Source organism: Micromonospora sp. WMMA1363 (genome assembly GCF_030345795.1).
Taxonomy (GTDB): domain Bacteria; phylum Actinomycetota; class Actinomycetes; order Mycobacteriales; family Micromonosporaceae; genus Micromonospora.
Genome location: NZ_JAUALB010000001.1, coordinates 2,397,897 through 2,412,531 on the forward strand (window position 1 = coordinate 2,397,897; position 14,635 = coordinate 2,412,531).

General features: G+C 70.8%; 15 protein-coding genes. 6 read left to right on the plus strand and 9 right to left on the minus strand.

Going from position 1 to position 14,635, the window contains the following annotated elements:
* Positions 1-46: 46 nt before the first annotated feature.
* The 4 genes from qcrB to ctaE all read right to left on the minus strand — a co-directional run bounded on the left by qcrB (position 47) and on the right by ctaE (position 4,331).
* On the minus strand, positions 47-1,669 hold the full coding sequence (gene qcrB / locus QTQ03_RS10890; protein ID WP_289277898.1) for a cytochrome bc1 complex cytochrome b subunit: 1,623 nt from the start codon (positions 1,667-1,669) through the stop codon (positions 47-49).
* On the minus strand, positions 1,666-2,754 hold the full coding sequence (gene qcrA / locus QTQ03_RS10895; protein WP_289277899.1) for a cytochrome bc1 complex Rieske iron-sulfur subunit: 1,089 nt from the start codon (positions 2,752-2,754) through the stop codon (positions 1,666-1,668). The genes qcrB and qcrA overlap by 4 nt, the downstream gene beginning before the upstream one ends.
* A 67-nt stretch (positions 2,755-2,821) precedes the next feature.
* Positions 2,822-3,658 (minus strand): cytochrome bc1 complex diheme cytochrome c subunit, encoded by an 837-nt coding sequence (qcrC, locus tag QTQ03_RS10900; RefSeq protein WP_289277900.1) that lies wholly within the window; start codon positions 3,656-3,658, stop codon positions 2,822-2,824.
* A 73-nt stretch (positions 3,659-3,731) separates the two neighbouring features.
* A complete protein-coding gene (gene ctaE, locus QTQ03_RS10905) occupies positions 3,732-4,331 on the minus strand; it encodes an aa3-type cytochrome oxidase subunit III (RefSeq protein WP_289277901.1) in 600 nt (199 codons plus the stop codon).
* Positions 4,332-4,439: 108 nt separating this feature from the next.
* Between ctaE and QTQ03_RS10910 the strand changes: the two genes are divergently transcribed.
* From QTQ03_RS10910 to trpD, 3 genes are all read left to right on the plus strand, one after another.
* Entirely contained in the window at positions 4,440-5,384 is a 945-nt protein-coding gene (locus QTQ03_RS10910; RefSeq protein WP_289277902.1) for a cytochrome c oxidase assembly protein, read from the plus strand.
* A 96-nt stretch (positions 5,385-5,480) separates the two neighbouring features.
* A complete protein-coding gene (locus QTQ03_RS10915) occupies positions 5,481-5,876 on the plus strand; it encodes a response regulator (RefSeq protein ID WP_289277903.1) in 396 nt (131 codons plus the stop codon).
* A gap of 79 nt (positions 5,877-5,955) precedes the next feature.
* Positions 5,956-7,002, plus strand: coding sequence for an anthranilate phosphoribosyltransferase (gene trpD / locus QTQ03_RS10920; protein ID WP_289277904.1), 1,047 nt, complete (start codon positions 5,956-5,958; stop codon positions 7,000-7,002).
* 132 nt (positions 7,003-7,134) lie between these two features.
* On the opposite strand, the gene QTQ03_RS10925 is transcribed toward trpD, so the two are convergent.
* Positions 7,135-7,563 (minus strand): cytochrome c oxidase subunit 4, encoded by a 429-nt coding sequence (locus QTQ03_RS10925; protein ID WP_289277905.1) that lies wholly within the window; start codon positions 7,561-7,563, stop codon positions 7,135-7,137.
* 10 nt (positions 7,564-7,573) lie between these two features.
* On the minus strand, positions 7,574-8,545 hold the full coding sequence (gene ctaC, locus QTQ03_RS10930; RefSeq protein WP_289277906.1) for an aa3-type cytochrome oxidase subunit II: 972 nt from the start codon (positions 8,543-8,545) through the stop codon (positions 7,574-7,576).
* 316 nt (positions 8,546-8,861) lie between these two features.
* Here ctaC and QTQ03_RS10935 point away from each other — a divergent pair, with 316 nt between their 5' ends.
* Positions 8,862-10,013: a cysteine desulfurase family protein gene (locus QTQ03_RS10935; RefSeq protein ID WP_289277907.1), complete on the plus strand. Its 1,152-nt coding sequence runs from the start codon at positions 8,862-8,864 to the stop codon at positions 10,011-10,013.
* Complete coding sequence (locus QTQ03_RS10940; protein WP_289277908.1) at positions 10,010-10,243, plus strand: sulfurtransferase TusA family protein; 234 nt, start codon at positions 10,010-10,012, stop codon at positions 10,241-10,243. The genes QTQ03_RS10935 and QTQ03_RS10940 overlap by 4 nt, the downstream gene beginning before the upstream one ends.
* Before the next feature lie 248 nt (positions 10,244-10,491).
* Here QTQ03_RS10940 and QTQ03_RS10945 read toward each other — a convergent pair whose 3' ends face one another.
* From QTQ03_RS10945 to QTQ03_RS10955, 3 genes are all read right to left on the minus strand, one after another.
* Positions 10,492-11,469: a carbohydrate kinase family protein gene (locus QTQ03_RS10945; protein WP_289277909.1), complete on the minus strand. Its 978-nt coding sequence runs from the start codon at positions 11,467-11,469 to the stop codon at positions 10,492-10,494.
* 166 nt (positions 11,470-11,635) lie between these two features.
* A complete protein-coding gene (erpA, locus tag QTQ03_RS10950; protein WP_289277910.1) occupies positions 11,636-12,004 on the minus strand; it encodes an iron-sulfur cluster insertion protein ErpA in 369 nt (122 codons plus the stop codon).
* Positions 12,005-12,217: 213 nt separating this feature from the next.
* Positions 12,218-13,354 carry a glycerate kinase family protein gene (locus tag QTQ03_RS10955; protein ID WP_289277911.1) on the minus strand — a complete coding sequence of 379 codons (1,137 nt, stop codon included), beginning with the start codon at positions 13,352-13,354 and terminating at the stop codon, positions 12,218-12,220.
* A gap of 68 nt (positions 13,355-13,422) precedes the next feature.
* Between QTQ03_RS10955 and nadA the strand changes: the two genes are divergently transcribed.
* Complete coding sequence (gene nadA, locus QTQ03_RS10960) at positions 13,423-14,622, plus strand: quinolinate synthase NadA (RefSeq protein WP_289277912.1); 1,200 nt, start codon at positions 13,423-13,425, stop codon at positions 14,620-14,622.
* Positions 14,623-14,635: the final 13 nt, after the last annotated feature.

A 14,635-nucleotide genomic window follows, 5' to 3' on the forward strand; every position in this document is an offset into this window, starting at 1 on the left:
CGGGCGCCACGTGACGGTGCTGGGGTGGGTCAGGTGCTGGGTGGGGTCAGCGACGCTCGCCGCTGCCGATCTCCTCCCGCTCGCTGCGGGGCTCGACCGGCGGGTGCCCCGGCGAGACCGGCGCCTCGGCGGGCCTCTCGATCGGGTAGAAGAAGCCCCGGATGGCCGGGCCGAGGGCGCCGAGCCGGTTCATCTTCTTCGGGACGACCCAGCCGACGTACTCCAGCGCGCCGTGCTCGTCGTGCTCGGCCGCGCTGAGCGGCTGGTGGACCTCGACGAACCGACCGTCGGGCAGCCGCCGGATGATGCCGGTCTCGACACCGTGGGTGAGCACCTCCCGGTCGTGTTGCTGGAGACCCAGGCAGATCCGGTAGGTCAGGTAGTACGCGAGCGGCGGGACGATCAGCAGTCCGATCCGGCCGGCCCAGGTCATCGCGTTCAGGCTGATGTAGAACTTGTCGGCGATGACGTCGTTCGCGCCGGAAAGGGTGAGCACCAGATAGAACGAGACGGCCATGGCGCCCAGTGCGGTGCGGAACGGGACGTCCCGGGGACGCTGGAGCAGGTTGTGGCTCTTGTGGTCCTTGAAGTGCCGCGCCTCGATGAACGGGTAGAACACCGCCATCGCCACCAGGATGCCGGGAAGGACGACCGTCGGCCAGAACAGCGGCGGAATCACGTATCCGTCGCCGATCGGGATGTCGATCTGCCAGGCCGGCATCAGTCGGGTGGATCCGTCCAGGAACATGACGTACCAGTCCGGCTGGCTGGCGGCCGAGACCACCCACGACTCGTACGGACCGAACAGCCAGATCGGGTTGATCTGGAACAGACCGGCCATCAGTGCGATCACGCCGAAGACGACCATGAAGAAGCCGCCCTGTTTGATCGCGTACCGGGGGAACATCCGCTCGCCGACCACGTTGTCGTTGGTCCGGCCGGGGCCGGGCCACTGGGTGTGCTTCTGCTTGAAGACCAAGCCCAGGTGGGCACTGATCAGCGCGACCAGCAGACCCGGGATGAGCAGCACGTGGGCGATGTAGAAACGGCTGACGATGATCGTCCCCGGGAACTCCCCGTCGAAGATCGACGAGGTGACCCAGGAGCCGACCACCGGGATCGACAGCATGATCGCCGAGGCGATCCGCAGGCCGGTGCCGGACAGGCCGTCGTCCGGCAGCGAGTACCCGGTGAAGCCGGCGAGGAAGCCGACCCAGAACAGCAGCGAGCCAATGATCCAGTTGGTCTCCCGGGGCTTGCGGAACGCGCCGGTGAAGAAGATCCGCATCATGTGCACGACGATGGCGGCCATGAACAGCAGGGCCGACCAGTGGTGCATCTGCCGGATGACCAGACCACCGCGGACGTCGAAGGAGATGTCCAGGCTGGAGGCGTACGCGGCCGACATCGGCGCGCCCCGCAACGGGGCGTAGCTGCCGTTGTAGATGACCTCGGTCATCGCCGGCTCGAAGAAGAAGGTCAGGAAGACCCCGGTCAGCAGCAGGATGACGAACGAGAAGAGCGCGATCTCGCCCAGCAGGAAGGACCAGTGGTCCGGGAAGACCTTGTTCAGCAGCCGCCGCAGCGGGGTGGCCACCTGGAAGCGGTCGTCCACCCCCCGGGCGACGTTGCCCGGGACGGCTGCCATGTCAAACTTTCGCCGCTTCACGGCCGCTCCCAGAAGTCGGGCCCGACCGTCTCGGTGTAGTCGGACTTCGCCACGAAGTAGCCCTCGGCGTCGACCTCGATCGGCAGCTGGGGCAGCCGCCGGCTGGCCGGGCCGAAGATGGGCTTAGCGTTGTCGATGATGTGGAACTGCGACTGGTGGCACGGGCAGAGCAGCCGGTTGGTCTGCTGCTCGTACAGGCTCGCGGGGCATCCGGCGTGCGTGCAGATCTTGGAGTAGGCCGCGTAGTTGCCCCACATGTAGTCGCCGTGGCCCACGCGCTCGTTGTTGCGGCGCGACTCCTGCGCGTCCGAGTCACGCAGATGGATCAGCAGCGTGGGCGAGTCGGCGTGCAGGTTGCTCACCCCGTGCTCGATGCCGGGGAACACGGTGATCTGGCCACCGGCACTGATGTCCGCCGGGCGGATCGGGCGGCCGTCCTCACGGACCAGCCGCACCTTGGCGCCGTCCGCCTGCGGGGCGAAGCCCGTCCTGAACATCTGGTTCTTCTTGTGTGGATTCGAGATCAGCCCACCCACGATCGGGGCGGCGGCCACCGCGCCGACCGGCGCGAGACCGGCCAGCAGCGAGATACCCAGCAGCGGCCGACGCTTCACGCCCAACTCGTCGGCCATGTAGAGCATCGTCTGGCCGGTGAGGGTACGGTCCTCCGCGCTGACCGCGCCCTCGTGCCGATCCTGGACCGAGACCTCCTTCGGCAGCAGCTTCTTGCCCCAGGTGAGGATGCCGATGCCGATACCGAGCAGGGCGATGCCCAGGGTCACGCCGAGCAGCGGCGTGTAGAACTTGTCGCCACCGCGGCCAGGAGCGTACTCCCACGGCCACCAGATGTAGATCGCCAGGAACGCGGTCGCGGCCAGACCGGTCAGGAGGAACAACGAGGCGACCGTACGGGTCAGCCGACGCTCGGCCTTGCTGCCCGGCACGACCTGCGGCTCGTAGTGGAGGATCTCGATGTCGTCCCGGCGGGCGCCCTCGCGGACGATGTCGAAGCGGCTCAGCCTGGGGTCGTTCACGTCGAGCGGGTCCCGGCCCGGCTGGGCCTGGTGCTCGGTGTGGGTGGTCATGCCGTCACCTCGCTACGGTCGGTGTCGACACGCGACACCAGCGCATTGTTCTTCACGGGAAGCCCGGTCACGACTTGCCCGCAATCCACAGGCTGGCGAAGACCAGCGCGACGATGCCCACCAGGAAGATCGCCAGGCCCTCGGTCGAGGGGCCGTAGCGGCCGAGGTTGAAGAAGCCGCCCGGGTCCCGGTCGGTCTTGAGGGTCTGGATGTAGGCGATGATGTCCGCCTTCTGTTCCGGCGTGATCTGGTTGTCACCGAAGACCGGCATGTTCTGCGGGCCGCTCAACATCGCCGCGTAGATCTGCCGGTCGGTGGCCGGCATCAGGCTCGGCGCGTACTTGCCCGAGGAGAGGGCACCGCCACCGCCACCGAAGGCGTGGCACTGCGAGCAGTTGATCCGGAACAGTTCGCCACCGACGGCGATGTTCCCGCCCTCGTGGAGGTTGTCTCCCTCCGGCACGACCGGGCCACCGCCGAGTTCCTGGATGTACTGGCCGAGCTGGCGGATCTCCTCGTCGGTGAAGACCTTCGGCTTGCGCGGCGCCTGGGCCTCCTGCCGGGCCATGGGCATCCGGCCGGTGGCGACCTGGAACTCGACGGATGCGGCGCCGACGCCGATCAGGCTCGGCCCACGCCCCTCGATACCCTGCGCGTTGCGACCGTGACAGGTCACACAGCTCACGTCGAACAGCGCCTTGCCCTCTGCGGCGGCGCCGGACAGCGGCGGGTTGTCCTGCGCCTGCACGCCGGGGGCGAAGACCGTGTAGGCGCCGCCGGCCAGCATCAGCGCGGCCAGCAGCCGGACCGCGGCACCCAGCCGGCGGCGGCCCCTGCTGCGCGCCGCGGGCCGCCCGCGCAGCCGCGCGAGCAGACCGCGTCGGCGGTCGTTGTCAGAAGTCATGACCTGTGTCCTTAACCGGTTGGACCTTGCCTGGGAGGGACGGAGCAGCGACGCGGTTCGTGACGCGCCAAGATCACTGGAGCCAGTAGATCATGGCGTAGAGACCGATCCACACCACGTCGACGAAGTGCCAGTAGTACGACACGACGATCGCCGAGGTGGCCTGCGCCGGCGTGAACCGGCCCATGGTGGTGCGGATCATGAAGATGATGAACGCGATCAGACCGCCGGTCACGTGCAGACCGTGGAATCCGGTGGTCAGGTAGAACATCGACCCGTACCCGTCTTCATTGATCTTGACGCCCGCGTGTACCAGCTCGCGGTACTCGTTGACCTGACCGAGCACGAAGATCAGGCCCATCACGAAGGTGATCGTGAACCAGCGCCGCAGCGCGAACACGTCGCCCTTCTCCGCCGCGAACACGCCGAGCTGGCAGGTCACCGACGAGAGCACCAGGATCACCGTGAACGTCGTCGCGTACGGGATGTTCAGGTGCGGGGTGTGCTCCGCCCACTGCTCCGGCGCGGCGGCGCGGATGGAGAAGTACATCGCGAACAACGCCGCGAAGAACATGAGTTCGCTGGAGAGCCAGACGATCGTCCCGACACTGACCATGTTGGGTCGGGTCAGGGAATGGATCCGGCTCTTGTCAATGGCTGGGGCCGCAGTCACGCGGTCATTATTGCCGCTAACCGGGGCCGGCGATCAGCGGGGGGCCAAACCAGAGGTTCAAGCAGCCCGATCGGGGGGGTCCGGTTCGCCTGACCTAGGCTGAAAAGCGTGCTGCACGTCGATCCGATCTCCACCGCGACCTCGGTCGCCGCACCGGCGGTGGCCGCGGCCACCCCACCTCCGTTCACCGTCACCTCGGTGTTCACCGAAATCCGGTTGAACAGCTGGCTGGCCGTGGGCCTGGTGCTCGCGGCCGGGCTCTACCTCTACGGGGTGCACCGGCTTCGGATGCGCGGCGACCGGTGGCCGGTCGCCCGCACGGTGTTCTTCCTCGGGCCCGGCCTCGGCGGCATCGCGGCGGTCACGGTCAGCGGACTGGAGGCGTACGACACCGCCCTGCTGTCGGTGCACATGGTCCAGCACATGGTGCTGTCCATGATCTCGCCGATCTTCCTGGCCCTGGGCGCGCCGGTGACGTTGGCGCTGCGAACCCTGCCGCCGCGTCCCCGTAGGCGGCTGCTGGCAATCGTGCACAGCCGGATCGCCCGGATCTACAGCTTCCCGCTGGTCGCCTTCACGATCTTCGTGGTCAACCCGTTCGTGCTCTACTTCACGGACCTGTACCGCTACACGCTCGAACACACCTGGGCGCACGAGCTGGTGCACGCGCACTTCATCATGACGGGCTGTGTGTTCTTCTGGCCGCTGCTCGGCCTGGACCCGTTGCCGGGACGCTGGCCGTACCCCGGCCGGGCACTGCTGATGTTGCTCTCGGTGCCGTTCCACACCGTGCTCGGGCTCACCGTGATGCAGTCGACCACGCTTTTCGGCGGTGACTGGTACCCCTCGCTCGGCCTGACCTGGACCGACCCCTGGGAGGACCAGGTCGTCGCCGGCGGCATCCTGTGGGCCGGTGGCGAGTTCGTCAGCGTCACCATGCTGGCCGTGCTGGTGGTGCAGTGGATGCGCCAGGCCGAACGGGAGGCCCGCCGGATCGACCGAGACCTGGATCGCCAGGAGGCCCGCCAGCGCGCCGCGGAACGCACGACCTGATCCGCTCCGGTGGATACCGCCCCGGGCGGGGGGTCGCGCTCCTCACCCCGACCGGTACGATCAGCGAGCAGCTAAGAGGTGGGAGCCCGTTCAACCATGAGCGATCGTCAGTGCACCGTTCTGCTCTACAGCGACGACCCGCAGGTCCGGGACCGGATGCGGCTGGCTGTCGGCACCCGGCCCGCGCCCGGCCTACAGGTCGAGTTCGTCGAGGCATCGGCCTACGCCGAATGCGTCCGCCTCGTTGACGACTACGAGATCGACCTGATGCTTCTCGACGGCGAGGCGACTCCAGGCGGCGGCATCGGCATCGCCCGGCAGATCAAGGACGACCGGGACGACGCTCCCCCGACCTGCGTGGTGATCGCCCGGGCCGCCGACCGATGGCTCGCGGCGTACGCCGAGGTCGACGCCACCCTGGTGCATCCACTCGACCCGGTGACCACCGGGACCACGGTGGCCGAGTTGCTGCGGACGCACGCCCCAGCCTGACGTCCCACTCCGGCACCACCTCGGCGCCGGACCCCCCGGCGCCGTTCCCCACCCACCTGGACCGCTCGGGAGGCCCACCATGGGCGATCGGACCTGGCCGCACCTGCTCTCCGCGCTGCTGCGCGGCGACGAGCTCTCCACCGCCGACACCGCCTGGGCCATGGGCGAGATCATGTCCGGCTCGGCCGGCCCGGGACAGATCGCGGGGTTCGCGGTGGCGCTGCGCGCCAAGGGCGAGACCCCCGCCGAGGTGTCCGGCCTGGTGGAGGCGATGCTCGGGCACGCGGTCCCGGTCCAGCTCCCCGACGAACTGCGCGACACCGCGCTGGACGTGGTCGGCACCGGCGGTGACCTCGCCCATACCGTCAACATCTCCACGATGGCCTCGCTGGTGGTGGCGGGCGCCGGCGTCCGGGTGGTCAAGCACGGCAACCGTGCCGCGTCCTCCTCCTGCGGCACGGCCGACGTGCTGGAGTACCTCGGCCTGCCCCTCGACCTCGGCCCCGAGGCGGTGGCGACGTGCGTGGCCGAGGCGGGCATCGGTTTCTGCTTCGCCGCCCGGTTCCACCCCGGCATGCGGCACGCCGGTCCGGTCCGCCGCGAGCTCGGCGTGCCGACCGCCTTCAACTTCCTCGGCCCGCTCACCAACCCGGCACGACCGCGGGCAGCCGCGGTCGGCTGCTTCGACGCACGCATGGCGCCGGTGATGGCCGACGTCTTCGCCGCACGCGGCGACTCGGTCCTCGTCATCCGCGGCGAGGACGGGTTGGACGAGTTCACCACCGCCGCACCGACCCGGGTCTGGGCGGCGCAGGGCGGCACGGTCCGACAGGCCCTGCTGGACTCCGCCGACCTCGGGATACCCCGGGCCACCCTGGCCGACCTGCGGGGCGGTGACGCCGCGTACAACGGCGGGGTGGTGCGCCGCCTGCTGGCCGGCGAGACCGGCCCGATACGCGACGCGGTGCTGGTCAACGCGGCCGCCGCGCTGGCGACGCAGGGTCCACTCGACGGGGACCTGACCGGGGCGCTGCGTGGCGGCCTGGCCCGCGCCGCGGAGTCCATCGACTCCGGCGCCGCCGCCCGTACGCTCGACCGCTGGATCGAGGTCGCCCGCTCCCTCTGACGGCCCGCTCAGGTCTCCCCGCGACAGTGCTGCCACCGCGCTCCTGCAGGCGCATCGCGGGCAGGCCGATACCACGGTGCGGGTCCGCTCCCCCCGGGGGGAGCGGACCCGCACCGTGGTATCGGTGTCGGCTCAGTGCTCGGCGGTGCGGCGAGTGCCGGTGTAGTACTCGAAGAGCAGGCCGCAGGCGGCGAAGACGACCGCCACCAGGCCGACGCCCAACAGCCAGAGCTGCCAGAACACCAGGCCCAGGCCGGCGATCGAGGCCGAGAGCGCCAGACCGAAGGGCCAGTAGCTGCCCGGGCTGAAGAAGCCGACCTCGCCCGCGCCGTCGGCGATCTCCCCATCCGGCCGGTCCTCCGGCCGCAGGTCGATCCGGCGGGACACGAACCAGAAGAATCCGCCACACATCAGGCAGAGCAGGAAGCTCAGTAACAGGCCGATCGTGCCGACCCACTCGACATGGCCACCGGAGTCGGCGATGGTCCAGCCCGCGTACAGGAACATGGCGAAGAGCAGGAACCCGGCGATGACGAGGAAGATGCGCCACTCGGTCTTCATAGCTGTCCCCTCAGCTGTCCGCGCCGACGGACGCGTTGTCCGGGTTGAAGTTGGCCTCGGTCCGGCGCGTGTTGAACGGCTCGGTGGTCTCCGCGTACGGCTGTTCGCCGATGGCGGTCAGCGCCTCCTGCGTGGACCGGCCGGCCTGCTTGGCGGCGAGGAACTGGTCGTACCGCTCCGGCGAGACGACCCGCAACTCGAAGTTCATGAAGGCGTGGTAGCTGCCGCACAGCTCGGCACAGCGGCCCACGTACGCGCCCTCGCTCTCCAGCCGGGAGACCTCGAAGACGTTACGGATCTTGCCCGGGAAGACGTCCCGCTTGAACAGCATCTCCGGCACCCAGAAGGAGTGGATGACGTCGCGGCTGGTCTCCTCGAAGCGGATGGACCGATCGGTCGGCAGCACGAGGATCGGGATGACCTCGCTGGTACCGAGGACCGAGGCGACCGTGTTGGCCTCCACGCCCTGCCCATCGCGGTAGTTGAACTGCCAGTTCCACTTGAAGGCGACCACCTCGACGGTGACGTCGGGGTTGTTCGTCGTCTTCACCACGTCCGTCTGCACGACCGCCGTGTAGTAGAAGAGCACGGAGACGATCAGGATCGGCGCGATGGTGTAGAGGAACTCCATCGGCATGTTGTAGCGGGTCTGCACCGGCAGCTCGTTGCCCCGCTTCCGGTACCGCACCACGCACCAGAAGATCAGGCCCCACACGAACACACCGACCGCGAGCGCCGCGATGCACGAGGCGATCCACAGGTCGTACATCCGGTTGGCCTCAGGTGTGATGCCGCCCTGCGGCCAGCCGAAGCCGCCGAACGCGGCACCGACGTCGCACCCCGTGAGCAGGACCAGCAGCGCCACTCCGCCGAGACCGAGCCCGGCAAGCCGACCGGCACCCCGCACCCGGCGCCCACCGGCTCCCGGGGATGCGCTGCGCCGTACGGCCGACGGCCGTACCTCCGAACTCCTTGCGACCACCTGGTCCTGCCTCCCTAGCGCGCCGCGGTGTGTGTCTTCTCGGTTGGTCTCCGCCAAGCGGAGCGACAGCACCGGCGGCAAAGGCGTCACCGACGGTCGCAGATTACTCGACCATGACGAGCTGGACCGTGTTGGGGTCACTGTCCGCCCCCGATCGGGGAGGTCGCGAGCCCGGCGACGCGATAGCGTGGCCTTCCGTGAGCGCGAGGAGCGAGCCGGGGTCGCGAGCCCCGCAGCCGCAAACAACAGGTAGCGCCGTGAGCGCGAGGAGCGAGCCGGGGTCGCGAGCCCCGCAGCCGCGAACAACGGTGTCGCCGTGAGCGCGTCCCCGGTCTACCTGGACGCGGCGACCGCCGCGCCACTGCACCCGGTCGCCCGGCAGGCGCTGCTGGCCGCGCTCGACGACGGTTGGGCCGATCCTGCCCGGTTGTACACCCAGGCGCGCCGCGCGCGCCTGCTCCTCGACGCCGCTCGGGAGGCGACCGCGGCCACGCTCGGTGTCCGGCCGGATGAGCTCTCCTTCACCCCCAGCGGTACGACCGCCGTGCACGCCGCCGTGCTCGGCGGCCTCACCGGCCGACGCCGCGTCGGGGCCGGCCTGGTGCACTCCGTCATCGAGCACTCGGCGGTGCTGCACGCGGCCGAGAAGCACGCGGCCGGTGGTGGTACGACGACGCCGGTGCCGGTGGACCGGCTCGGCCGGATCGACCTCGACGCCTGGTCGGAGGCGGTCCACGCGCCCGGGGTGGCGCTCGCCGTGCTGATCGCGGCGAGCCACGAGGTCGGCACGGTGCAACCGGTGGCCGAGGCCGCCGCCGCCTGTGCCGACGCCGGGGTTCCGCTCGCCGTCGACGCAGCTCAGGTGGTGGGCCGTGCACCGGTGCCCGCGGGCTGGTCGGTGCTCACCGCTAGCGCCCACAAGTGGGGCGGGCCGCCCGGCGTCGGGCTGCTGGTCGTCCGCAAGGGCACCCGCTGGGTGTCGCCCTGGCCGGCGGACGACCGCGAGTCCGGGCGCACCCCGGGGGCGGTGAACCTGCCGGGGGTCGTGGCGGCGGCGGCGAGCCTCCGTGCGGCGGCGACCGACGCGGCGGCGGAGGCGGCCCGGCTCGCGCCGCTGGTCGACCGGATCCGGGCGCGGGTGGCGGCCGAGGTGCCGGACGTGGAGGTGGTGGGTGATCCCGAACGCCGGCTTCCCCACCTGGTGACGTTCTCCTGCCTGTACGTTGACGGCGAGGCGTTGTTGCACGCGCTGGACCGGCGGGGCTTCGCCGTCTCGTCCGGATCCTCCTGCACGTCGTCGACGCTGCGCCCGTCCCATGTGCTGGAGGCGATGGGGGTGCTGTCGCACGGCAACGTGCGGATCTCGCTGCACCGGGAGACGACCGAGGCGGATGTGGAGCGGTTCCTCGCTGAGCTGCCGGGGATCGTGGCGGGGCTACGCGCCGACGCGGGAGTCGTGGGGCTGTGACGATGCCGGAACAGGTGCTCGACTGCCGCGGGCAACGCTGCCCGCTGCCGGTGATCACGGTGGCGCGGCGGCTGCCCGAACTCCCGGTCGGCACGGTGGTCCGGGTGCTCGCGGACGATCCGGCGGCGGCGGTCGACATTCCGGCCTGGTGCCGGATGCGGGGCCAGGAGTTCGTCGGCAGCATCCCGGGCCCGGACGGCCCCGCCTACGACGTCCGCCGCCGACACTGACCCCGCGCTACCGCGATCTTGCAGTTTCTGCCCCGGTATCCGCGAGACAAGCCGCAGAGTGCCGTCACGTCGGCAGGACCGGCCGCCCCGCGGCCACCCCGGCGGGGAAGCCGACCAGGCCCTGCCGGGTCAGCGCCCGCTCGAACGGATCGCCCGGCAGCCCGGGCGCCCGAAGAGCCGCGCCCGCCCGGACCGCCCGGTCCTCGTCGCCACCGCGGGTCGCCCCGCGAACGCGACCAGCACGCGGCTCATGGCAGCAGGTGCGCTCTGACGTCCTCAGCGGCCGCGTCGCCGTACGACTCGGCGAGGCGCTTGACGAACAGGTCCCGGCCGACCTGGTACTCCTGCGTACCGATGGTCTCCAGCACCAGCGTGGCCAGCAGTGACCCAACCTGGGCGGCCCGCTCCAGCCCGAGGCCCCAGGAGCGGGCGGTGAAGAAGCCGGCCCGGAAGCCGTCGCCGACACCGGTGGGGTCGACCGCGCGAGCCTCCCGGGCGATCGGCACGTGGATCGGGTCGATGTCGTGGCCGACGATTTCCACACCGTGCTTGCCGAGCGTGGTGACCCGCACCTTCACCATGTCGAGCAACTGCCCGTCGCTGAGGCCGGCCTTGCTCTGCAGCAGCGACTTCTCGTAGTCGTTGGTCATCAGGTACTCGGCGCCGTCGATCAGCGCGACGACGTCCTCGCCGGGCATCCGGGCGAGCTGCTGGGAGGGGTCGGCCGCGAAGGCGTACCCCCGTTCCCGGCACTCGGCGGAGTGCCGCAGCATCGCCTCGGGGTCGTTGGCGCCGACCAGCACCAGGTCGAGCCCGTTCAGCCGGCGGACGACCGGCTCCAACTCGATGTTGCGCGCCTCGCTCATCGCGCCGGCGTAGAAGGACGCGATCTGGCACATCTCGGTGTCCGTGGTGCAGACGAACCGGGCGGTGTGCGCGACCTCGCTGACATGCACCGAGTCGCAGTCCACGCCGTGCCGCTCCAACCAGGAGCGATAGTCGGCGAAGTCGGCGCCAACCGCGCCGACCAGGACCGGGCGCAGACCGAGCTGCCCCATGCCGAAGGCGATGTTGGCGGCCACCCCGCCACGACGCAGCACGAGGTCGTCCACCAGGAAGGAGAGCGACACCTTGTGTAGCTGGTCGGCGATGAACTGGTCGGCGAACCGGCCGGGGAAGCTCATCAGATGGTCGGTGGCGATCGAGCCGGTTACGGCGATCTTCATGGCAACCCCTCGGGGGTCGGGAGCGGGGCGCGGTCAGCCTACCGCTCCGGCCACCGCGCAGCGACCGGTCGGTCGGACAGCCGCCACCTCTCGCACAACCGGCGGACACGCGCCGGCGGGGCCGCCCCCTCCGTCGTGGAGGCGGCGGCCCCGCCGGCGGGAAGGCTCAGCTGAACGAGTCGCCGCAGGCGCAGGAGTTGCCCGCGTTCGGGTTGTCGATCGTGAAGCCCTGGGCGTCGATCCGGTCGGCGAAGTCGATGGTGGCGCCGGCCAGGTAGGGGCCGCTCATCCGGTCGACGACGACCTCGACGCCGTCGAAGTCGGTGACGATGTCGCCGTCGAGCGACCGCTCGTCGAAGAAGAGCTGGTACCGCAGGCCGGAACAGCCGCCCGGCTGCACCGCGACGCGGAGCCGCAGGTCGTCACGGCCCTCCTGCTCGATCAGAGCCTTGACCTTCTGCGCCGCGACGTCGGTGAGGATGACGGTCGTGGGGGCCTTGGCCTCGGTCGACTCGGTCTGCGCTGGCGTGGTCACGTGGAAATCTCCCTGCGCGGTATCGGTCCGGACGCACTGACCAACGCGCCGCGTCGCTCAGTATTCCCGGTGTGGTCCAGCTCCGATCGTACGCCGCCCGCGCCGCCACGGCCCGCGTGGCGTGACCGTCGCCGCAGGTTGTGCCATCGCCCGGGCCGCACACATCCGGGTACGGGCCCCGCCCGGACCAGCCGGGCGTGCGGCCCACGGGCGTCAGCGACTCCACTGCCGGGCCAGCCGGGCACCCAACGCCCGCAGCCCCTCGACCGGCCGCCCCAGCGCCGCCTCGACCCCGCCGCGTTCCTCCCCGCCGAAGTACTCCACCAGGCTGTACGCCTCGGTGACGCCGGCCACGGCGGCCTCCCGGCGGCCGGTACTCACCCGTCCCGCAAGCAGCACGCAGGGTACCCCCCGGTCGCGGGCGGCGCCGGCCACCCCGGTGACGACCTTGCCGCGCAGCGACTGGTGGTCGAACGATCCCTCACCGGTGATCACCAGGTCGACGGTGTCCAGCGCGGCGTCCAGCCGGACGGCGCGGGAGACCAGGCCGATACCGGACTCGCACCGGCCGCCGAGGGCCAGCACGGCCGCGCCCAGGCCGCCCGCCGCCCCGCCGCCGGGCAGCGCGCCCAGCCCGGTCGGGCAACCGGGCAGGTCCCGTTCCAGGACCCCGGCGAAGCGCTCCAGCGCGGCGTCCAGCAGCAGCACGTCAACCCGGTCGGCGCCCTTCTGCGGCCCGAAGACGTTACTGGCCCCGTGCAGCCCGAGCAGTGGGTTGTCCACGTCGGTGGCGGCCACCAAACGGACGTCACGCAGCCGGGGTGCGCCGTCCAGCGCGGTGACGGCGGCCAGCGCCGCGCCCCCGTACGGCAGGGCCCGACCGGCCTCGTCCAGTGGCGTGACGCCGAGCGCGGTGAGCATGCCGGCACCCGCGTCGTTGGTGGCCGAGCCGCCGAGCCCGATCACCACCTGGCGCGCGCCCTGCTCCACGGCGGCGGCGACCAGCAGCCCCAGCCCGTACGAGGTGGTGCTCTTCGGGTCGCGCTCGGCGAGGGTGAGCAGATGCAGACCGCACGCCTGGGCGCTCTCCAGGTAGCCGGAGCCGTCCGCAGTGATCAGGATCTCAGCGGTCACCGGCCGACCGTACGGGTCGACGGTCGGCACCGGCACCCGACGGGCGTCCAGCGCGTCGGCGAGCACGTCCAGGAACCCGGGCCCGCCGTCGGCGAGCGGCCGCACGAGCAGGTCGTCACCGCCGGCCACCTCCCGCCAGCCGTCCGCCACGGCGGCGGCCACGTCCGGGGCGGACAGGCTGCCGCCGAACTTGTCGGGGCAGAGCAGCACGCGCATGTCGTGCAGTGTGGCAGCACACACCAGCGGAGGCGGCGGCGCGCCCGCGCTGTGGAACCATGGGGTGCGTGACGTCGACCTGGGTTGAACCTTCCAACACCGCCACCGCGCTGCTCCTGCTCGGCCGGGGCAGCGACCCCGCCACCGAGCGGGGCGTGGAGTGTCCGGGTGACCTGCCGGCACCGAGCGACCCGGACCTGGTGGCCCGGGCGGCGGCGGCGAAGGCGAAGCTGGGCAGCAAGGTGTTCGTGCTGGGCCACCACTACCAGCGCGACGAGGTGATCCGGTTCGCCGACGTGACGGGCGACTCGTTCAAGCTGGCCCGGGAGGCCGCGGCGCGGCCGGCGGCGGAGTACATCGTCTTCTGCGGCGTGCACTTCATGGCCGAGAGCGCCGACATCCTCACCTCGGACGCGCAGCGGGTGATCCTGCCCGACCTGGCCGCCGGTTGCTCGATGGCGGACATGGCGGTGCTGTCGCAGGTCGAAACGGCCTGGGACACGCTCACCGAGCTGGGCATCGCGGAGCAGACCGTCCCGGTGACGTACATGAACTCCTCGGCGGACATCAAGGGTTTCGTCGGGCGCACCGGCGGCGTGGTCTGCACCTCGTCGAACGCGAAGCGAGCCCTCGAATGGGCGTACCAGCAGGGTGAGAAGGTGCTCTTCCTGCCCGACCAGCACCTGGGCCGGAACACCGCCGTGCTGGAGATGGGTTTCTCACTGGACGACTGCGTCACCTACGACCCGCACAAGCCGGGCGGCGGGCTCAACCCGGACCAGCTGCGCGACGCGAAGATGATCCTGTGGCGGGGACACTGTTCGGTGCACGGCCGGTTCACCCTCGACAGCGTCGACGACGTCCGGGAGCGGGTGCCGGACGTCAACGTACTGGTGCACCCGGAGTGCCGGCACGAGGTGGTGAGGGCCGCCGACTTCGTCGGGTCGACCGAGTACATCATCCGGACGATCGAGGCCGCTCCGGCCGGTTCGGCGTGGGCGGTCGGAACCGAGCTGAACCTGGTCCGCCGGCTCGCGCTGGCGAACCCGGACAAGCAGATCATGTTCCTGGACAAAGCGGTCTGCTACTGCTCGACGATGAACCGGATCGACCTGCCCCACCTGGTGTGGGCGCTGGAGGAACTGGTCGCCGGCCGGGTGGTCAACCAGATCACGGTCGACCCGGGCACCGCGCACCACGCGCGGGTGGCGCTGGACCAGATGCTTGCCCTCCCCGGAGCGGACGCCCCGCCGCCGAACGCGAGCTGAGCACTGTCCGTAA

Excerpts from the sequence above, each read along its gene's own strand:
- qcrA (WP_289277899.1), bottom strand. The coding sequence starts at position 2,754 with ATGACCACCCACACCGAGCACCAGGCCCAGCCGGGCCGGGACCCGCTC.
- qcrC (WP_289277900.1), bottom strand. The coding sequence starts at position 3,658 with ATGACTTCTGACAACGACCGCCGACGCGGTCTGCTCGCGCGGCTGCGC.
- QTQ03_RS10915 (WP_289277903.1), top strand. The coding sequence starts at position 5,481 with ATGAGCGATCGTCAGTGCACCGTTCTGCTCTACAGCGACGACCCGCAG.
- trpD (WP_289277904.1), top strand. The coding sequence starts at position 5,956 with ATGGGCGATCGGACCTGGCCGCACCTGCTCTCCGCGCTGCTGCGCGGC.
- QTQ03_RS10925 (WP_289277905.1), bottom strand. The coding sequence starts at position 7,563 with ATGAAGACCGAGTGGCGCATCTTCCTCGTCATCGCCGGGTTCCTGCTC.
- QTQ03_RS10945 (WP_289277909.1), bottom strand. The coding sequence starts at position 11,469 with ATGAAGATCGCCGTAACCGGCTCGATCGCCACCGACCATCTGATGAGC.
- QTQ03_RS10955 (WP_289277911.1), bottom strand. The coding sequence starts at position 13,354 with ATGCGCGTGCTGCTCTGCCCCGACAAGTTCGGCGGCAGCCTGTCCGCC.